20 protein-coding genes are annotated in these 19,589 nt (G+C 63.2%); 16 read left to right on the top strand and 4 right to left on the bottom strand.

Annotation, left to right across the window (positions count from 1 at the left end):
* The first annotated feature begins 4 nt into the window (after positions 1–4).
* Positions 5–988 carry a S49 family peptidase gene (locus IV113_RS13805; protein ID WP_291086035.1) on the top strand — a complete coding sequence of 328 codons (984 nt, stop codon included), beginning with the start codon at positions 5–7 and terminating at the stop codon, positions 986–988.
* Here the strand turns inward: IV113_RS13805 and galE are convergent.
* Both galE and IV113_RS13795 read right to left on the bottom strand, forming a co-directional pair.
* Positions 976–2,007, bottom strand: coding sequence for a UDP-glucose 4-epimerase GalE (gene galE, locus IV113_RS13800; RefSeq protein WP_291086032.1), 1,032 nt, complete (start codon positions 2,005–2,007; stop codon positions 976–978). The genes IV113_RS13805 and galE overlap by 13 nt on opposite strands.
* A 9-nt stretch (positions 2,008–2,016) precedes the next feature.
* Complete coding sequence (locus tag IV113_RS13795) at positions 2,017–3,453, bottom strand: mannose-1-phosphate guanylyltransferase/mannose-6-phosphate isomerase (RefSeq protein WP_291086029.1); 1,437 nt, start codon at positions 3,451–3,453, stop codon at positions 2,017–2,019.
* A gap of 145 nt (positions 3,454–3,598) precedes the next feature.
* Here IV113_RS13795 and galU point away from each other — a divergent pair, with 145 nt between their 5' ends.
* Positions 3,599–4,483 carry a UTP--glucose-1-phosphate uridylyltransferase GalU gene (gene galU / locus IV113_RS13790; protein ID WP_291086026.1) on the top strand — a complete coding sequence of 295 codons (885 nt, stop codon included), beginning with the start codon at positions 3,599–3,601 and terminating at the stop codon, positions 4,481–4,483.
* A gap of 17 nt (positions 4,484–4,500) precedes the next feature.
* On the opposite strand, the gene IV113_RS13785 is transcribed toward galU, so the two are convergent.
* Entirely contained in the window at positions 4,501–5,235 is a 735-nt protein-coding gene (locus IV113_RS13785; protein ID WP_291086125.1) for an SAM-dependent methyltransferase, read from the bottom strand.
* A gap of 59 nt (positions 5,236–5,294) precedes the next feature.
* On the bottom strand, positions 5,295–5,909 hold the full coding sequence (locus IV113_RS13780; RefSeq protein ID WP_291086023.1) for a Maf family nucleotide pyrophosphatase: 615 nt from the start codon (positions 5,907–5,909) through the stop codon (positions 5,295–5,297).
* Positions 5,910–5,946: 37 nt separating this feature from the next.
* Between IV113_RS13780 and IV113_RS13775 the strand changes: the two genes are divergently transcribed.
* The 14 genes from IV113_RS13775 to lepA all read left to right on the top strand — a co-directional run bounded on the left by IV113_RS13775 (position 5,947) and on the right by lepA (position 19,581).
* Entirely contained in the window at positions 5,947–6,513 is a 567-nt protein-coding gene (locus tag IV113_RS13775; protein WP_291086020.1) for a DUF177 domain-containing protein, read from the top strand.
* Positions 6,514–6,658: 145 nt separating this feature from the next.
* Positions 6,659–6,841 carry a 50S ribosomal protein L32 gene (gene rpmF / locus IV113_RS13770; RefSeq protein WP_019575026.1) on the top strand — a complete coding sequence of 61 codons (183 nt, stop codon included), beginning with the start codon at positions 6,659–6,661 and terminating at the stop codon, positions 6,839–6,841.
* A gap of 134 nt (positions 6,842–6,975) precedes the next feature.
* A complete protein-coding gene (plsX, locus tag IV113_RS13765) occupies positions 6,976–8,037 on the top strand; it encodes a phosphate acyltransferase PlsX (protein WP_291086017.1) in 1,062 nt (353 codons plus the stop codon).
* A 19-nt stretch (positions 8,038–8,056) separates the two neighbouring features.
* A complete protein-coding gene (locus tag IV113_RS13760) occupies positions 8,057–9,034 on the top strand; it encodes a beta-ketoacyl-ACP synthase III (RefSeq protein WP_291086014.1) in 978 nt (325 codons plus the stop codon).
* A gap of 54 nt (positions 9,035–9,088) precedes the next feature.
* The gene (gene fabD, locus IV113_RS13755) at positions 9,089–10,039 is read left to right on the top strand and encodes an ACP S-malonyltransferase (protein ID WP_291086011.1); all 951 of its coding nucleotides are present in this window, start codon (positions 9,089–9,091) and stop codon (positions 10,037–10,039) included.
* A gap of 15 nt (positions 10,040–10,054) precedes the next feature.
* Positions 10,055–10,816: a 3-oxoacyl-ACP reductase FabG gene (fabG, locus tag IV113_RS13750; RefSeq protein WP_291086008.1), complete on the top strand. Its 762-nt coding sequence runs from the start codon at positions 10,055–10,057 to the stop codon at positions 10,814–10,816.
* 123 nt (positions 10,817–10,939) lie between these two features.
* Positions 10,940–11,179, top strand: a complete 240-nt coding sequence (acpP, locus tag IV113_RS13745) for an acyl carrier protein (protein WP_056271556.1) — start codon at positions 10,940–10,942, stop codon at positions 11,177–11,179.
* A 92-nt stretch (positions 11,180–11,271) separates the two neighbouring features.
* On the top strand, positions 11,272–12,516 hold the full coding sequence (fabF, locus tag IV113_RS13740) for a beta-ketoacyl-ACP synthase II (protein ID WP_291086003.1): 1,245 nt from the start codon (positions 11,272–11,274) through the stop codon (positions 12,514–12,516).
* A gap of 33 nt (positions 12,517–12,549) precedes the next feature.
* Entirely contained in the window at positions 12,550–13,023 is a 474-nt protein-coding gene (locus tag IV113_RS13735) for a hypothetical protein (protein WP_291086000.1), read from the top strand.
* A gap of 91 nt (positions 13,024–13,114) precedes the next feature.
* Positions 13,115–13,753, top strand: coding sequence for an RNA polymerase sigma factor RpoE (rpoE, locus tag IV113_RS13730; RefSeq protein WP_291085997.1), 639 nt, complete (start codon positions 13,115–13,117; stop codon positions 13,751–13,753).
* 61 nt (positions 13,754–13,814) lie between these two features.
* Positions 13,815–14,540, top strand: a complete 726-nt coding sequence (locus IV113_RS13725) for a sigma-E factor negative regulatory protein (protein WP_291085994.1) — start codon at positions 13,815–13,817, stop codon at positions 14,538–14,540.
* Between the two features lie 6 nt (positions 14,541–14,546).
* The gene (locus IV113_RS13720) at positions 14,547–15,641 is read left to right on the top strand and encodes a MucB/RseB C-terminal domain-containing protein (protein ID WP_291085992.1); all 1,095 of its coding nucleotides are present in this window, start codon (positions 14,547–14,549) and stop codon (positions 15,639–15,641) included.
* Between the two features lie 182 nt (positions 15,642–15,823).
* Positions 15,824–17,248: a DegQ family serine endoprotease gene (locus IV113_RS13715; RefSeq protein ID WP_291086122.1), complete on the top strand. Its 1,425-nt coding sequence runs from the start codon at positions 15,824–15,826 to the stop codon at positions 17,246–17,248.
* A 524-nt stretch (positions 17,249–17,772) separates the two neighbouring features.
* Positions 17,773–19,581, top strand: coding sequence for a translation elongation factor 4 (gene lepA / locus IV113_RS13710; protein WP_291085990.1), 1,809 nt, complete (start codon positions 17,773–17,775; stop codon positions 19,579–19,581).
* The last annotated feature ends 8 nt before the right edge of the window (positions 19,582–19,589 follow it).

Below are 19,589 nucleotides of genomic sequence, written 5' to 3'. Positions count from 1 at the left end.
CACCATGAACGACGACAACCTGGGCTCGGCCAACTCCGCTGGCAACGACCGCAACAACGGCGGGGCCTGGGAGCGCGCCACGCTGGAAAAGCTGGTGTTCGCCACCATCCGCGAGCAACAGGCGGCACGCCGCTGGAAGATGTTCACCCGCTTCATGTGGCTGGCCATCCTGGGCGCCATCGTCTGGCTGATCTACTCCAGCGACGGCGTCGTCTCGACCACCAGCACACCGCACACCGCGGTGGTGGAAATCAAGGGCGAAATCGCTTCCGGAGCGGAAGCCAGTGCGGAGAACGTGGTTGCGGCGCTGCGCTCTGCTTTTGACGACGAAGGCGCCCAGGCGGTGGTGCTGCTGATCAATTCACCCGGCGGCAGCCCGGTGCAGGCCGGCATCATCAACGACGAGATCACGCGCCTGAAGGGCCTGCACGAGAAAAAGGTCTATGCGGTCGTTGAAGAAACCTGCGCATCTGCCGCGTACTACATTGCGGCGGCGGCTGACGACATCTACGTGGACAAGGCCAGCCTGGTCGGCAGCATCGGCGTGCTGATGGACGGCTTTGGCTTCACCGGCTTGATGGAGAAACTCGGCATCGAGCGCCGTCTCATGACGGCCGGTGCCAACAAGGGCCTGCTCGATCCGTTCAGCCCTCAAGACGAATCGCAGCGCCTGTTCATGCAGAACCTGCTGGGGGAAATCCACGCGCAGTTCATCGAGGTGGTGAAGAAAGGCCGTGGCGACCGCCTGAAAGAAACGCCCGACACCTTCAGCGGTCTGGTCTGGAACGGCCAGCAAGCAGTGGCCCTGGGCCTGGCCGATGGCCTGGGCAACCTGGACTATGTGGCGCGGGAGATCGTCAAGGCCGAGGAGCTGGTGGACTACACCCGCCGCGAAAACGTAGGGCTGCGGCTGGCCAAACGCTTCGGTGCAAGCGTGGGTGAAGGCATGTTCCTGGCAGCCCGCGCAGCTGGCATTCAGCTCCGGTAACCCGAGGGGTTGGCGCTCTGCCAGCGCCAGGCATCTGCGCACATGTCGTCCAGCGTGTGCAGGGCCTGCCAGCCCAGCAGCCGCAGGGCCAGGGCAGGGTCGGCCCAGCACTGCGCCACATCGCCCGCGCGGCGCGGCGCCACGCGGTAGGGCACCGGGTTGCCGCTGGCGGCCTCAAACGCCTTCACCACGTCGAGCACGCTGTGGCCACGGCCTGTTCCCAGGTTCACCGTGAAACTCTCTCCACGACCCAGCAGCGCCTTGATGGCGGCCACATGGCCGGCGGCCAGGTCTTGCACGTGGATGTAGTCGCGCACGCCGGTGCCATCGGGCGTGGGGTAGTCGTTGCCGTAGACATTGAGGTGTTCGCGCTGGCCCACGGCCACCTGGGCCACGTAGGGCATGAGGTTGTTGGGAATGCCGGCGGGGTCTTCGCCAATGAGCCCGCTGGGGTGTGCACCCACCGGATTGAAGTAGCGCAGCACGCCCACCCGCCAGGCCGGGTTGGCCGCACCCAGTGCCGAGAGCATGTCCTCGATCACCAGCTTGCTGTGGCCATACGGGTTGGTGTGGCTGCGCGGAAAATCTTCGGTGATGGGCACGGTGGCGGGGTCGCCGTACACCGTGGCGCTGCTGGAAAACACCAGCGTGGGCGCCATGGCGGGGTCGTCGGTGTGTGCGGTTTCCATGGCGCGCAGCAGGCTCACCGCGCCACCAATGTTGTTGTGGAAATACTTGAGTGGCAGCGCCACGCTCTCGCCCACCGCCTTGTCACCAGCGAAATGCACCACGCCCGCCGGCTGGTGGCGGCGCAACACATCTTCCACCCAGGGCGTGTCCAGCACATCGCCGCGTTCCAGCGCAATCTGCCTGCCGGTGATCGTGGCCAGGCGCTCCATCACCACCGGATGGCTGTTGGCGAAGTTGTCCAGGATGACCGGGTCGAATCCGGCCGCGACCAAGGCCACGGCGGTGTGGCTGCCGATGTAACCGGCACCACCGGTGAGCAGGATCTTCATGTCAGGTTCTCAGGGTTTGGCGGCGTCGGGCTGGCGACCGTACTTGTCTTCCAGGCGAACGATGTCGTCTTCACCCAGGTAACTGCCCGACTGCACCTCGATCATCTCCAGCGGCAGCTTGCCGGGGTTGTGCAGACGATGCACCTCGCCGATGGGGATGTAGGTGGACTGGTTCTCGGACAGCAGATAGACCTCCTGTCCGCGCGTGACTTCGGCCGTGCCCTTGACGACGATCCAGTGCTCGGCGCGGTGGTGGTGCTTTTGCAGGCTCAGGGAGGCGCCGGGTTTGACGCCGATGCGCTTGACCTGGAACCGCTCGCCCATGTCGACGCTGTCGTACCAGCCCCAGGGGCGCGCCACGCGGCGGTGCAGGGCGGCCTGCGGCACCTGCAACCGCGAGAGATGCGCGACCACGTCCTTGACCTGTTCCGCGTGGTCCCGCTGCGCGACCAGCAAGGCATCGGGCGTGTCGATGATCAACAGGTCTCGCGTGCCCAGGGCCACCACGGTGCGGCCCGGTGCGTGGATGAAGGTATTGCTCGCGTGCAGGGTGTGGCCTTGTCCGGTGATGCGGTTGCCGTCGTCGTCGGCCGGGCTGAGGTCCGCCACAGCGTTCCAGCTGCCGACATCGCTCCACTGGCCCTGGAAAGGCACCACGGCCACATCGGCGTGGTGCTCCATGACGGCGTAGTCGATGCTTTGTGAGCGGCAGGCCAGGAAGGGCGCGGCGTCCGGCCGCACGAAATGAATCTGACCCACGGTGTCCTGCTTCTGACTGCCCATGGCCAGGCGGCACGACTGAAGGATGTCGTCCGCGTGCTGGCCCAGCGCCGTCAACAGTGTGCTGGCGCGGACCAGGAAGATGCCGGCGTTCCACAACACATTGCCCTGCAGCAGAAGAGCCTGGGCGGCTGCGGGTACGGGTTTTTCGATGAAACGCGCCACGCGACGGCTGCCGTCGGCTCGGGTATCGCCTTGTTCGATGTAGCCATAGGCGGTGCTCGGGAAACTGGGCACCACACCAAAGGTGACGATGGCACCGGCCTCGGCCGCCGGGACACCCTGACGGATCGTGTGTGCAAAAGCCTCGACATCAGGGATGTGGTGGTCGGACGGGCAGAACAGGAGCAGCGGGTCGGCATCGGGCGCGCTGGCGGCGAGCAGGGCAGCCAGCGCCATGGCCGCAGCCGTGTTGCGCGCGGCGGGCTCCAGCAGCACCTGGCCCGCCGTTCCCTGCGATTCCATCGCATCGGCGACCAGGAAGCGGTGGTCCTCGGAGGCCACGCACATCGGCGGGTTGCCGCACCAGGCCAGGCGCGCGAGCGTGAGCTGCAGCAGGCTCTGGTCGCCCACCAGGGGCACGAATTGTTTGGGGAAGCTCTGGCGGCTCAGCGGCCACAGGCGGGTGCCGGAGCCTCCGCAAAGAATGACGGGGGTGATGCTCATGCGCTGCAGTGTTTGGAGTGGGCGGTGAGGACGATGAGGGCGCCTCGAGGGCTGAAGCAGTGTAGCCTTTCAACGTATTTTTACATCTCACTGTCGCTGTGGAAGGCTATCCTTCGTGCACGACACCACAACGCAAAGTGAGAGCATGAAAATTCGCAAAGCCGTTTTCCCCGTGGGTGGCCTGGGCACCCGATTTCTTCCAGCCACCAAAGCCATCCCGAAGGAAATGCTGCCGGTGGTGGACAAGCCCTTGATCCAGTACGCGGTGGAGGAGGCATATGCCGCCGGCATCCGCGAAATGATCTTCGTCACAGGGCGCCACAAGAGGGCCATTGAAGATCATTTCGACACCGCCTATGAACTGGAGATGGAGCTTGAAGCGGCCGGCAAGTCGGCCCTGCTCGAACTGGTGCACTCCATCAAGCCCGACGACATGGACTGCGTTTATGTGCGCCAGCCCCGCGCACTCGGTCTGGGCCACGCGGTCCTGTGCGCCGAGCGACTGGTGGGCGACGAGCCGTTTGCCGTGCTGCTGGCGGACGATCTGATGATGGGTGCCCGCCAAAGCGAGGGTGGCCCGACCGTGTTGCAGCAGATGGTGCAGGCGTATGAATCGAGTCCCGGCACCGTGCTGGCCGTGCAGGACGTGCCGCGAGCGGATACCCGGCGCTATGGTGTGGTCGATGTGCATGGCGTCAGCACGGCATTGGCCGAGGTGTTTGGCATGGTGGAGAAGCCCGCGCCCGACGTGGCTCCGTCGACCCTGGCCGTGGCTGGCCGTTACGTCCTCACGCCCGCGGTGTTCGAGAGCATCCGCCGCCAGCCGCGCGGTGCGGGTGGAGAGATCCAGCTCACCGACGGCATTGCCGCCTTGATCGGCACCGAAAAGGTTCAGGCGTTTCGCTATGACGGCACGCGCTACGACTGCGGCAGCAAAGAGGGCTTTCTGGAGGCGACGATCGATCTGGCGTTGGCCAATGCCGATCTCGGCGCGTCGGTGCGCGCCCACCTCAAGCGCGTGATGGGCTGAAAACGTCGGGAATCGCCTCAGCGACCCAACAGAAACACCGCAGGCATGTCCAGCGGCAGGCTGTTGACCATGCCCTGGGGGCGTTTCCACTCGCTCACCAAGGCGCTGCGGCTCACCTGCTGCGGCAGCGACATGGCGCAGCACACGGCCAGTCGGGTGTGTGGGTGCAGGGTCTGCAGGAGCGCTTGCAGCAGCGCGGTGTTGCGGTAAGGCGTCTCGATCAATATCTGCGTCTGCCCGGTCTTCAGGGCCAGGGCTTCCAGTTCGCGCAGGCGCTTGCTCCGCTCCGTGGCGTCTTGCGGCACATAGCCGACAAACGCGAAGTTCTGCCCGTTCAGGCCACTGGCGGCCAGCGCCAGCATCAGCGAAATCGGTCCGGTAAGCGGCACCACCCGCAATCCCATGGCGTGCGCAGCGCGCACCACCGCACTGCCCGGGTCGGCAATGGCCGGCATGCCGGCTTCGCTCACCAGCCCGATGTCATGACCCTGCAGGGCGGGGGCGAGCATCTCGCGCGCCTGGGCGTCACTCTCGGCCTGCGGAGCGTGGTCACCCTTCTTGTGTGCTGCGCGGGGCAGTTCGGTGATGTGTTGACCCTGCACCGGCGCCGCGATACCCACTGCGGATTCCACCCGCTTCAGGAAAGCACGCGTGGTCTTGGCGTTCTCGGTGATCCAGTGGGTCAGGCCGCTGGCCACCAACATCGTCTCCCGGGGGAGCCAGGTGTCTGCCGGCGCGGCGTCCATCGCCATGCCGAAATCCAGTGGCGTGGGCACCAGGTAGAGCACGCCCGGTTTGGGTTGCCCGACGCTCACGGCACATGCACGCCAGCGGCGCGGATCATGCGGCAGGTGCGGATCAAGGGCAGGCCCACCAGTGCGGTGGGGTCGTCGTTGTCGATGCGTTCCAGCAGCGCGATTCCCAAGCCTTCACTTTTGGCGCTGCCGGCGCAGTCGTAAGGTTGCTCAGCCCGCAGGTAGCGCTCGATCTCGGCATCGCTGAGTTTGCGGAACACCACGCGTACCGAGGCGATGTCGCATTGCTCGAACCCCGTGGCCGCGCAGACCACGGCCAGTGCGGTCTGAAACACCACCGTTTCGCCGCGCAGGCGCTTGAGCTGTACTACCGCACGTTCGTGCGTGCCCGGTTTGCCCAGCGGCTCTCCCCGCAGGTCCGCCACCTGGTCGCTGCCGATCACCACCGCCTGCGGATGGCGCTGAGCCACTTCGCGCGCTTTGGCCAACGCCAGCCGCACCGCCAGGTCGGCGGGGTTCTCGCCCGAGCGCGGGGTTTCGTCGACGTTGGGCGCCACTGCCTCGAAGGGCAATTTCAAACGCGACAACAGTTCGTGCCGGTAACGGGACGTAGAGCCCAGGATGAGAGGGCGCGAGGCCGGAGGTGTGGCGCTGGGGCGGTCGGAGGTCATCCCGCTATTCTCCTTGCATTCTCTTAAACTGATCCACATGAAACCCACCCCCAAGACAGCCTGGAGCCCCGATCGGCTGGATGTGCGCGCATTTGCCCAGGCTGGCGCCAGTTTGAGCGCCGACGATCCCATGACGCGCTTCGAGCGCCTCCAGGCCGAAGCCCACCGGGAAGACGGTGCGCCAGCGTTGGGCGGCGTGAGCTGGCAAGCCCAGGGCGAAATGCGCCCCGGAGCTTCCGGCGGCGCCCCGGCCGTGTGGCTGCACCTGGAGGCCAGTGCCCGGGTGCCCCTGACCTGCCAGCGTTGCCTGGGGCCGGTCGAAACTTCGTTGTCGGTGGACCGCTGGTTCCGCTTTGTCGCCGACGAGGCCACTGCGGCGGCAGAAGACGACGATTGTGAGGAAGACCTGCTGGCGCTGGAGCCCCGTCCCCGGCTCTACGATGTGCTGGAAGACGAACTGCTGATGGAGTTGCCCCTGGTGCCGTTGCACGAAACCTGCCCGGTGCATGTGGTCATGAGCGCGTCCGATCCCCTGGTGGGACCGGAAGAAGGCGAACCAGAACGCAAGAATCCGTTTGCCGGACTTGCCAAGCTCAAGAAATAGGCTCTTTGGGCAGCCTCGACAAAGGAGGTGGCTTCAGAACTCCGCTTCGGGCTATAATGCTTGGCTTTGCGCTGGCATCCAAAGGCACACCGATGTGCATGGTTCAGGCGCACCCGTTTGACCCTACCGATTTCAGGAGCCCACCATGGCTGTTCAGCAAAACAAAAAGTCCCCCTCCAAGCGCGGCATGCACCGTTCGCACAACGCCCTGAACGTGCCGGGCATCGCCGTGGAGCCCACCACCGGTGAAATTCACCTGCGCCACCACATCAGCCCCAACGGTTTCTACCGTGGCCGGCAGGTGCTGAAGAACAAATCCGAAGCCTGACGTGACGGTTCGCCGTTGGCCCTGTTGCGTCATGCGCTCGGGGTCAGGCGGGCTCGAAAGGCACAGGCCCGCATGATCCATGCGGGCTTTTTTCATGGACGGGGCACCTCGCGTGCCCTCCTCAGGAAGTTGAGATGATCACCATTGCCGTGGATTGCATGGGTGGAGACGTCGGCCCGGGTGTGACGATGCCCGCCTGCCAGGCCTTTCTTGTCAGCCACCCGCAGGCCCAACTGTTGTTGGTGGGCAAACCGGAGGTCTTCCGGGCGTGGCCACAGTTGCTCAACAACGTCCGCTGCACCGTTGTGTCCGCCACAGAGGTTGTCGGGATGGACGACCCGCTGGAGATAGCGCTTCGCCGCAAAAAGGACTCGTCCATGCGGGTTGCCATCAACCAGGTCAAGGACGGCCATGCGCAGGCGGTGGTCTCGGCCGGCAACACCGGTGCCTTGATGGCGATCGCCCGCTATGTGCTCAAGACGCTGGAGGGGATCGACCGGCCTGCGATTGCCACGCAAATGCCCAACGCCCGTGGTGGTGCCACCACTGTCCTGGACCTGGGGGCCAATGTCGATTGCACAGCGGAACACCTTTTGCAGTTCGCCGTGATGGGCTCGGCCCTGGTGGCAGCCGCCAGCGGTCGCCCGGAGCCCAGCGTCGGGTTGCTCAATGTGGGCGAAGAGGTTATCAAAGGAAGTGAAGTGATAAAAAAGGCCGGTGTGCTGCTGCGAAATGCGGCCAACACCGGCGATCTCAACTTTTTTGGCAACGTTGAGGGTGACGACATCTTCAAGGGCACCACCGATATCGTCGTTTGCGACGGTTTTGTGGGTAATGTCGCGTTGAAGGCCAGCGAAGGCTTGGCCTCCATGATCAGCGGCTTCATTCGTGAAGAGTTTTCCAGCAGCATTTTCCGAAAAATCGCAGCTATCGTGGCTTATCCGGTTTTAAAGTCGTTTAAAAACCGCGTAGACCACCGCCGGTACAACGGAGCTGCCCTGCTCGGCCTGCAAGGGCTGGTGTTCAAGAGCCACGGCTCCGCCGATGCTTTTGCGTTCGAGCACGCCTTGAGGCGGGCTTATGATGCGGCCCACAACCAGCTGCTGGACAACGTGCGTGATCGCATCGCACATGCCCGGCAACTGATCTCGCCAGAATCGCTGCCCAGCGAGCTCAAGAGCATCCCGACACTTTGATTTGTCCCATCCGCCTCGCATGACCCGCTTTGCCCGCATCACCGGCACCGGCAGTTGCCTGCCGCCGAACCGCCTGACCAACGCCGACATGGTGGACATGTTGGCCAAGCGCGGTGTGGAAACCAGCGACGACTGGATCGTCGAGCGCACCGGCATCCGCGCGCGGCATTTCGCTGCGGATGGCGTGTTTGCCAGCGATCTGGCTGCCGTGGCCTGCCGCGAGGCCATGACCGCCGCAGGCGTGCTGCCAGCAGACATTGACCTCATCATCGTGGCCACGTCGACGCCTGACATGGTTTTTCCCTCCACCGCAGCGCTTCTCCAGCACAAGCTGGGCATGGCGGGTTGTCCGGTGTTCGATGTGCAGGCGGTCTGCAGTGGTTTCATCTACGCGCTCACCGTGGCCGATGCCCTGATCCAGTCGGGTACGGCCCACAAGGCGCTCGTGGTGGGCTCCGAAGTGTTCAGCCGCATCCTGGATTTCAATGACCGCACGACCTGCGTGTTGTTTGGTGATGGTGCAGGTGCCGTGGTGCTCGAAGCGTCTGATGCGCCCGGCATTCTCGCCACCGACATCCACGCCGATGGCAAGCACTCGGGCATCCTGTGTGTGCCCGGGCATGTGTCGGGTGGCGCGATTCTGGGTGACCCGCTACTCAAGATGGACGGCCAAGCGGTGTTCAAACTGGCCGTTGGCGTGCTCGAAGACACCGCGCGGGCCGTGCTCGCCAAGGCTGGTCGAACAGCCGAAGATGTCGACTGGCTCATTCCCCACCAGGCGAACATCCGCATCATGCAAAGCACGGCGCGCAAGCTCAAGCTGTCCATGGACAAGGTGGTGGTGACCGTCGATCAGCACGGCAACACGTCGGCCGCCTCGATTCCGCTGGCGCTGGACCATGCCGTGCGCACGGGTCAGGTGAAGCGGGGCGACACCTTGATGCTTGAAGGGGTGGGCGGTGGCTTCACCTGGGGCGCTGTGCTGCTGGACTTCTGAGCTTGGCTTCCCCAGAGCCAAGGCTTCTCCCGCACAAGACCATTTGAAGATCACATGAAGAATTTCGCGTTCGTATTTCCCGGCCAGGGATCCCAGTCTGTGGGCATGCTCGACGCTTGGGGCGATCACCCCGAGGTGCTCGGCGCCCTCGCCGAAGCGTCGGATGCCCTGGGCGAAAACGTGGGTCAGCTGATTCACGAAGGCCCCAAGGAACTGCTGTCTCTGACCACCAATACCCAGCCAGTGATGCTGGTTGCGGGCGTGGCTGCATGGCGCGTTTGGCGTGCTGAGGGTGGTGCGTTGCCCTCCGTGCTGGCAGGCCATTCACTGGGGGAATACGCCGCGTTGGTCGCCTCTGGCGTGTTGACGCTGACCCAGGCTGCGCCGCTGGTGCGTTTTCGCGCGACCGCCATGCAGGAAGCCGTGCCGGTCGGCACTGGGGCCATGGCCGCCATCCTCGGCATGGATGCGCAACGTGTCATGGCTGGCTGTGCCGAGGCGCAAGCCACGTTTGGCGCGGGCAGCGTCGAAGTGGTGGAAGCGGTGAACTTCAACGATCCCGCCCAGACCGTGATTGCCGGCAGCAAGGCAGCTGTGGAGAAGGCCTGCGAGGTGCTCAAGACGCACGGTGCCAAGCGCGCGCTGCCATTGCCGGTGTCGGCTCCTTTCCATTCCAGCCTGATGAAGCCGGCGGCAGAGCGGTTGAAGGAGATGCTGGCGAACACGGTCTTTGCCCCTTCGCAGATTCCCGTGATCAACAACATCGACGTGGCCGAAGAATCCGACGCCGACCGCATCCGCGATGCGCTGTACCGCCAGGCCTTCGGCCCGGTGCGCTGGGTCGAATGTGTGCAAGCCATCAAGGCGCGTGGCATTGACACGATCGTCGAGAGCGGCCCGGGCAAGGTGCTCGCCGGCATGGTCAAGCGCATCGACCCCCAACTCACGGGCGCTGCCCTGTACGACCCGGCCACGCTGACCGACGTCAAAATCTTGTTGGCCTGAGGCCTGGAGCACACCATGTCTGAAGTTAAGTTTGCAGGTCAGGTGGCGCTTGTCACCGGGGCCTCCCGCGGCATCGGTGCCGCCATTGCTCACGAGCTCACTGCACGCGGCCTGATCGTGATCGGTACCGCCACCAGCGACGAAGGTGCCGCCAGGATCACCACCAGTCTGACGGGTGTTCCCGGGGCCGCTGCGGGATGCCGGGGCGCGAAACTGGATGTGAACGATGTGGCCTCGGCCGAGGTGCTGATCGATGAGATCGTGAAGACCCACGGCGGTCTGCAGGTGCTGGTGAACAACGCCGGCATCACCCGTGACATGCTGGCCATGCGCCTGAAGGACGACGACTGGGATGCCGTGCTGGATACCAACCTCAAGGCCGTGTTTCGCATGAGCCGTGCTGTGATCCGCCCGATGATGAAGCAGCGCTACGGTCGCGTCATCAGCATCACCAGCGTGGTCGGCGCATCTGGCAATGCAGGCCAGGCCAACTACGCCGCCGCCAAGGCGGGCGTGGCGGGCATGACACGTGCACTGGCGCGTGAACTCGGCAGCCGCAATATCACGGTGAACTGCGTGGCACCCGGTTTCATCGAAACAGACATGACCGCGGCGCTGCCCGAAGAGCAGCAAAAGGCTTTGCTGGGCCAGATTCCGCTCGGGCATCTGGGCAAACCGGCCGACATCGCGCACGCGGTGGCCTACTTGGCCAGCCCACAGGCGTCTTACGTCACCGGCCAGGAGTTGCACGTCAACGGCGGCATGTTCATGTCCTGACCACGCCTTCCGCTGTCAATTTTGTTGAATCGCCGCGCCAGCCGCCCGGCGGGCCATCTGGGGAGTCCTCCCTAGCCCGGCTAAAATGGCGGCCTTGTATTTCAACCACCCTCAGAGGGACTTATGAGCGATATCGAAGCACGTGTTAAGAAAATCATTGCCGAACAACTCGGCGTGGAAGAGGGTCAGGTCACCAACGAGAAAGCTTTCGTGGCCGATCTCGGCGCCGATTCCCTGGACACGGTCGAACTGGTGATGGCTCTCGAGGACGAATTCGGTATCGAAATCCCCGACGAAGACGCCGAGAAGATCACGACGGTGCAAAACGCCATCGAATACGCAACGGCCCACCAGAAGGCCTGATTGTCCATTTGCAAACGCTTGATCGTCCCCCGGCTCGCACGTTCATCAGACGCTGCGTCCGAGGTGCGCGACACAAGGCGTGGGGGAATTGAATGAGCCGTCGTCGCGTTGTCGTGACCGGTCTGGGTTGTATCAGCCCCGTGGGCAACACGGTGGCAGACGCTTGGGCCAATCTCCTGGCCGGACGTTCCGGCATTGATCTCATCACCCGGTTTGATGCATCCAACTTCGCCTGCAAGATCGCAGGCGAGGTCAAGGGTTTCGATCTGGAGTCCTACATGAGCGCCAAAGAGGCGCGCACGATGGACAGCTTCATCCATTACGGAATTGCAGCGGCTCACCAGGCCGTCGTCGATTCGGGGCTGCCCTTGGGTGACGCGCTGGACGAAGAAACCGCCATCCGCATCGGTTGCATCATCGGTTCGGGTATTGGCGGACTTCCGTTGATTGAAAACATGCACGCCGAGCTGGTGAGTCGCGGCCCGCGCCGCATCTCGCCCTTTTTCGTGCCTGCTTCGATCATCAACATGATCGCCGGCCATGTTTCCATTCGATACGGCTTCAAAGGCCCGAACCTGGCGGTGGTCACTGCATGCACCACGGGTTTGCATTGCATCGGCGAGGCTGCACGCAAGATCGAATACGGCGATGCCGACGTGATCGTTGCAGGTGGCTCGGAGGCCACTGTGTCGCCTTTGGGTGTCGGGGGCTTTGCCGCCATGCGCGCGGTATCGACGCGCAACGACGACCCGGCAACCGCCTCTCGCCCGTGGGACAAGGACAGGGATGGTTTCGTGCTGGGTGAAGGTGCCGGTGTCATGGTGCTGGAAGAGTACGAGTTCGCCAAGGCGCGCGGCGCGCGAATCTACGCCGAGGTTTCGGGCTATGGCATGAGCGCCGATGCCGGTCACATGACTGCACCCAGCATGGACGGCCCACGGCGCGCCATGGTCAGCGCCCTGCGCAATGCGGGAGTCAACGCCGATCAGGTGGATTACCTCAACGCGCACGGCACTTCGACGCCTCTGGGCGATCTGAACGAAACGAACGCCATCAAGGCGGCATTGGGCGACCACGCGCACAAGGTGGTGGTGAACTCCACCAAGTCCATGACCGGTCACTTGCTGGGTGGAGCTGGCGGCATCGAGAGTGTGTTCACCGTGCTCGCACTGCACCATCAAAAGAGCCCGCCGACCATCAACATCTTCAACCAGGACCCGGAATGCGACCTGGATTACTGCGCCAACACGGCGCGGGACATGAAGATCGATGTTGCGCTGAAGAACAACTTTGGCTTTGGCGGTACCAACGGTTCGCTGGTTTTCAAGCGCGTTTGAATCCAACGATCGCCCCTATCCTGAGATACCTCCATGCACAACGCCCCATCCGTGGTCTACCCGGTGGGGCGTTGCGTTTTTTACGCCTTGCTGCTGGCAATCATCGGCTTGCTGAGTGCTGCGGTGGGGACCTTGTTCCTGCTCGGGTTTGCTCAGCGGTCGGATCACTCTTGGCGGTGGGCGCCTGTGTTGGCCTGGGTGCTTTTGTGGATGGTTTGGGTAGCGGTGGCTGTCACGAGTTGGCTTCGGTCACTTCAAGGAACCCTGAAATGGGACGCAAATATGGTGCGCGACGAGGGGGGAGCAGGCGCATGGCTTTGGAGCGACCTGTCCAGCTCCGAGCCCTTAGCGCTGAGCAAGGTGGAGCGGGTGTTGGATCTTCAAAACAAGATCCTGCTGCGCTTTCGATCAGTCAGCACTGGCCAGCGCTGGATCTGGGTGGAGCGAAGCGGCCATCCGGCGCGTTGGAACGACCTTCGACGCGCACTTGTATCCAGTCGCGCCTGAGCGCCGGCCACCGTTTGCCAGGAGCTGGGATGGCAGGTCTGGGATCAGGCCCCGCCTTCCGTTCGACCCCTTGGGTTATATTTCCGCGCGCATGACTCCCGAAGACCACACAGCCCCGCCACCCGACAGCGATGTCATGCTGGTGCAGCGCACACTGGGCGGAGAGCAGCGCGCTTTCGAGTTGCTCGTCATCAAGTACCAGCGCCGAGTCGAGCGGCTGATTGGGCGCATGGTGCGCGATTCCGACCTGGTCCAGGACATCGCGCAAGAAACGTTCATCCGCGCGTACCGTGCCCTGGCGCAGTTTCGCGGTGACGCGCAGTTCTACACATGGCTCTACCGCATTGCGGTCAACACGGCCAAGAAACAACTGATGGAGCTCAAGCGCGACCCCTTGGTTTTCCAGTCGCAGATGAAATCCTCGGACGACGATGAAACTTCCTCGTCAGAACGCGAACTAAATTTCAACGCTGCCGATACCGAGACGCCCGAAGCGGTGTTGGCCAGCAAGGAGATCGCCCAAGCGGTCAATGCGGCCATGGATGCGTTGCCCGAAGAGTTGCGTATGGCCATTACCTTGCGGGAAATTGAGGGCATGAGTTACGAGGAAATAGCGCAGGCACTGGAATGTCCCATCGGAACCGTTCGTTCGCGGATATTCCGGGCCCGCGAGGCGATTTCGGGGCGTATCAAGCCCATGCTGGAGCGCCAGACGGGTAAGCGCTGGTAACGACGCAAGCAGTCGATTGACACGAACTCGGCCGATTGCACTGCACACGGGGAAATGAATCATGAATGCCGCACAACATCACAACCAGTTGCCAGGTGAAAACGCAGCAGCCCCCACGAACGGTTTGGGCAGCGACCTCGCTTTGTCAGCGTTGGCCGATGGGGAAATCAGCGCATCGGAGCTGGGCGCCTTGCTGGCTTCCTTGGACGCGTCGGCTTCGACGTTGTCGAACTGGCACTGCTATCAGGTGATCGGGGATGTTCTCCGTGGGCATGAAGACCCGATCAGCTCGAAGTCGACCAACGATTTCCTGGCCGCTGTCCGACGCGGTCTGCAAACACAGGGCACCGAATCGGATGCCACACCGCTGCGGCCTGTAGAGGTGATTGCTGGTCGCGCCACCAATCGCCACAGCGATGCCGCCAACGATGCCGTCTTTCGGTGGAAGCTGGTGGCAGGGCTTGCTTCCGTCGCGGCCGTGATGGCCGTGAGTTGGAGTGTGGTGGTTGGATCGGGAGGTGTGCTGGATGGCGCTACCGGCGCTCAATTGGCGTTGACATCACCCGGCACTGATTCCATGCCCACCCTGCAGCCCACGAAGGCGGCAACGGCCAAGGTGCCTCCGACCACCTCGCCGGTGGTGGTCAGCACCGATCAGGGCGTTTTGATTCGCGATGCCCAGCTCGAAGCACTGCTGGCCGAGCACCGCCAGCACGGCGGCATGTCTGCCTTGCAAATGCCTTCCGGGTTCATTCGCAACGCGACGTACGACGCCGGGGGGCGCTGAACCGCCATGACGCCACACCTGTTTGCCGCCAGTCCCAACATGCCTGTTTTTGCAGATGCCTCGTTCGTGCACATCCCACGCAGTCTTGCTCGCCGTGGGCGCTGGCGGCCGGTGGGCGCCATGGCCTTGTTGGCTGCGGGGCTGCTGTTGGGCGGGCCCTTGCAGGCGCAGGTCAGCCCGGGCGCCCAGAACGGGGCGCGAACCGTCAATGAGTGGCTCACCCGCATGCACGAGGCTTCGCGTCAGCGGGCCTACACCGGCACGCTGGTGGTGTCGGCCGGCCCCGCGATGTCCGCTTCGAAGATCTGGCATGTGTGCGACGGTACCCAGCAGATGGAGCGCGTCGACACGCTGACGGGTACGCCTCGCACGACCATTCGCCGCAACAACGAGGTCATCACGTTCGAGCCGGAGACCAAGACGGCGTTTGTTGAAAAGCGCGAGTCGCTGGGCATGTTTCCCGAGTTGCTGCGCACGCCGAGCAACCTGATTCCACAGTTCTATTCGGCGCGCGAGACCGGTGTTCAACGTGTGGCGGGGCACTTGGCCGACATGGTTGAAATCCTGCCCAGGGATGAACTGCGGTTTGGCTATCGCATCTGGTCCGAACGGCAGACAGGTCTGGTGGTGAAGCTGCAGACGCTGGGCGAGCAGGGGGCCGTGCTGGAGCAAATGGCGTTCTCCGAACTTCACCTGGATGCCTCGGTCAGCATGGACAAGCTCCAGCGACTGATGAAGGACACGCGTGGTTATGAAGTGCACAAACCCGTGCTCAAGAAGACCACGGCGGAAGCTGAGGGCTGGCGTTTGAAAGAAGCCGTGCCCGGATTCACGGCCATGAGTTGCCACACGCGCGACGCCGGCGCCGCCCAAGCACCTGGCACAGCACCGATGCAATGGGTGTTCTCAGACGGCTTGGCCTCGGTGTCCCTGTTCGTCGAACCCTTCGATCCGCAACGCCATGGACTGGAGAAGGCGGCTGCCGTCGGCGCAACGCACTCTGTCAGCAAGCGGGTGGGCGATCATTGGCTGACGGTGTTGGGAGAGGTTCCTCCGTCGACGCTGCGCCGCTTTGCCCTTGCGTTGGAACGGACTCGGTAAACCTGCCGACTTGTTTTTGTTGGGTGGAGCCGCATCTGCGCAAGGTTTTATTGAGTCCTGCGCCGCGGCATGCACGCCGCCCGGTTCTGCTACTTGCGTTTGTGTAAAGGATCACCATGACGCACCCTAAACGTACTCAACAACCCCTGCTGGCACTGGCCGCGATCGGGACAGCATTGCTCATGCTGCACCCCTCTCTTTCAGCGCAGACGGTGGTTCCGGTGACGCCTGCGGCCAGTGTGCGAGGCCTGCCTGACTTCACCGATCTGGTTGATCTGGTGGGACCCTCGGTGGTCAACATCAGAACGCTGGAGCGCGCCGTGGCCGCCCGTCCGGGGGCGGGTGGTGCACCCGATGAGCAGATGCTCGAGTTCTTCAAGCGTTTCGGCATTCCGGTGCCGCCCGGCATGACGCCGCGCACGCCCCGGCAGGAGCGCGGACCGTCTGAGGATGCACAGCCGCGCGGGGTGGGCTCGGGCTTCATCCTGAGCGCGGATGGTCTGATCATGACCAACGCCCATGTGGTGGAGGGAGCCGACGAGTTGCTCGTCACCTTGCCAGACAACCGCGAATTCAAGGCCAAGGTGGTGGGTGCCGACAAACGCACTGATGTGGCGGTCGTGAAGATCGAGGCCACCGGCCTGGCACCGGTGAAGATCGGCGATGTGAACCGGCTGCGGGTGGGCGAATGGGTGATGGCCATCGGATCGCCGTTCGGTCTTGAGAACACCGTGACCGCCGGCATCGTGAGCGCCAAGCAGCGCGACACCGGCGACTTCCTGCCGTTCATCCAGACCGACGTGGCAATCAACCCGGGCAATTCGGGTGGGCCGCTGATCAACATGCGGGGCGAGGTGATCGGCATCAACAGCCAGATCTATTCGCGCTCGGGCGGTTTTCAGGGCATCTCGTTCGCCATCCCGATCGATGAAGCGGTGCGTGTGTCGGATCAGCTCAAGACCACCGGCCGTGTGACGCGCGGTCGCATCGGTGTGCAGATCGACCAAGTGAGCAAGGAGGTGGCCGAGTCGCTCGGGCTTGGCGGCCCGAAGGGTGCATTGGTTCGGGGTGTAGAGCCCGATTCGCCCGCGGCGAAAGCGGGCGTCGAACCGGGCGACATCATCTTGAAGTTCGACGGCAAGACAATTGAGAAGTCGGTGGACTTGCCGCGCTTTGTGGGCAACACCAAGCCAGGCAACAAGAGCGCCGTGACGGTCTTGCGTCGTGGCGCGCAGAAGGAACTGTTCATCACGGTGGCGGAGTTGGAGCCCGAAAAGGCAGAGGTGAAGGCCGCAGCACCTGAGCCCACCAAGCCCCAGGCGAGCAACGCCGTGCAATCGCTGGGTCTGGGCCTGGCCGAGTTGACCGCCGCTGAAAAGAAGGAACTCAACCTCAAGGGGGGTGTGCGCATTGCTTCGGCTGAGGGGCCTGCGGCGCGTGCCGGTTTGCGCGAGGGCGACGTCATCGTGGCCATTGCCAACACGGACACCGCGAGCTTGAAAGATATGGAGACAGCGCTCAGCAAGATCGACAAGTCGCGACCGGTGAATGTGCTGTTCCGTCGCGGTGAGTGGGCGCAGTACGCTGTGATCCGCCCGCTTCGCTGAGCCGGTCCTCTCTGACCGCTGGTCGGAGGCTTCAAAAACCCTCAGACCCTTTGGATCTGGGGGTTTTTTCCGAGGGTGGCCGATTCGCCACAGTGCTTAGAGTCGAGCAGACGCGCTTCGCCAAGAAGATTTGTTAGTGGATACTTACTATCAACGATCTTGTGTTGACCGATTTCGCTAAAATAGGCCTGTTTTCGGAGAAATTCCTGCGTCGAGATGCTGCATTGACCCACGATGTGGGAGTGGTCTCGGAAGTCCCCAGGTCGTCCACAGCCGGCCCACAAGTTTTCCCGTCATCTTGTGGATATGCTGTGTATAAAGTTCACGTTGCTGCGTCGCAACAAGGGACTGTCGGTGGTTCTGTGGTGTGCATTCCGGGCTTTTTGCCTACAATGAAACCCCAACTATCGCAGTTGCCATTGATTGTTGGTTACGGGCGCGTCAGCAGCTGACGCGCCCTTTTTTATGGCCGCTCGTTCCTGCTCGGAACCGCGGTTTTCCCCAGTGTTTGAGCCGCTCTCCTGATGAATCACATCCGCAATTTTTCGATCATCGCGCACATCGACCATGGCAAGTCCACGCTCGCCGATCGCATCATTTCCCTCTGTGGCGGCCTCTCCGATCGCGAGATGAGCGAGCAGGTGCTCGACTCGATGGACATCGAGAAGGAGCGCGGCATCACCATCAAGGCCCAGACCGCTGCACTCAAGTACAAAGCGCGTGATGGGCAGGTCTACAACCTCAATCTGATCGACACGCCTGGCCACGTTGACTTCTCCTACGAGGTGTCGCGCTCGCTATCGGCGTGCGAAGGCGCGCTGCTGGTGGTGGATGCCAGCCAGGGCGTTGAAGCCCAGACCGTGGCCAACTGCTACACCGCGCTCGAGCTCGGTGTGGAGGTGGTTCCCGTGCTCAACAAGATGGATCTACCCAACGCCGATCCCGAGAACGCGAAGAGCGAGATTGAGGATGTGATCGGCATCGATGCCACCGACGCCATTCCCTGCTCGGCCAAGACCGGCATGGGCGTCGAAGACATCCTTGAGGCGGTGGTCGCGCGCATTCCCCACCCCAAGGGCAACCCCGACGCGCCACTGCGCGCCATGATCGTGGACAGCTGGTACGACGCCTATGTGGGCGTGGTGATGCTGGTGCGCGTGGTCGACGGGCACCTGCTCAAGGGCGAGCGCTTCAAGATGATGGCGACCAACACGGTCTACAACGCCGACAGCATGGGCGTGTTCACGCCGGGCAACGAGCCCCGCGAGTCGCTGCAAGCCGGCGAGGTGGGCTACGTTATTGCGGGCATCAAGGAACTGCAGGCGGCCAAGGTGGGCGACACCATCACCCTGGAAAAGAAGCTGCCCAACAACGCGGGCCCGGCCACAGAAGCCTTGCCTGGCTTCAAGGAAGTACAGCCCCAGGTGTTTGCCGGCCTGTACCCGACCGAAGCCAACCAGTACGACTCTCTGCGCGACGCGCTGGAAAAGCTCAAGCTCAACGACGCTTCGCTGCAATACGAGCCGGAGGTGTCGCAAGCGCTGGGCTTTGGCTTCCGCTGCGGCTTCCTGGGCCTGCTGCACATGGAGATCGTGCAGGAACGGCTGGAGCGCGAGTTCGATCAGGACCTCATCACGACCGCGCCGAGTGTTGTGTATCAGGTGGCCAAGCCCGACGGCGAAGTCATCATGGTGGAGAACCCGTCCAAGATGCCCGATCAAGGTCGGCTGGAAGAGATCCGCGAGCCCATCGTCACCGTACATCTGTACATGCCGCAGGAATACGTGGGCGCGGTCATGACCCTGGCGAACCAGAAGCGCGGCCTGCAGCTCAACATGGCCTACCACGGCAAGCAGGTCATGCTGACCTACGACATGCCGTTGGGCGAGATCGTGCTGGACTTCTTCGACAAGCTCAAGTCGGTGAGCCGCGGTTACGCCTCCATGGACTACGAGTTCAAGGAGTACCGGGCGGCCGACGTGGTCAAGGTGGACATCCTGCTCAATGGCGAGAAGGTCGATGCCTTGTCCATCATCGTGCACCGCTCGCAGTCGCAGTACCGTGGCCGTGCCGTGGTGGCCAAGATGCGCGAAATCATCAGCCGGCAGATGTTCGATGTGGCGATTCAGGCCGCCATTGGAGGTAATGTGATCGCGCGGGAAACCATCAAGGCGCTGCGCAAGAACGTGCTGGCAAAATGCTACGGCGGTGACATCTCCCGCAAACGCAAACTCCTCGAAAAGCAGAAAGCAGGCAAGAAGCGCATGAAACAGATCGGCTCGGTGGAAGTTCCCCAGGAGGCGTTCCTCGCCATATTGCAGGTGCAGGACTGATGCAGGCG

Origin of the sequence: Hydrogenophaga sp. (assembly GCF_018780385.1) — a bacterium.
Taxonomy (GTDB): domain Bacteria; phylum Pseudomonadota; class Gammaproteobacteria; order Burkholderiales; family Burkholderiaceae_C; genus Hydrogenophaga.
Note: the sequence above shows the minus strand (reverse complement) of the source record. Positions and strands in the feature narration are given on the sequence as shown.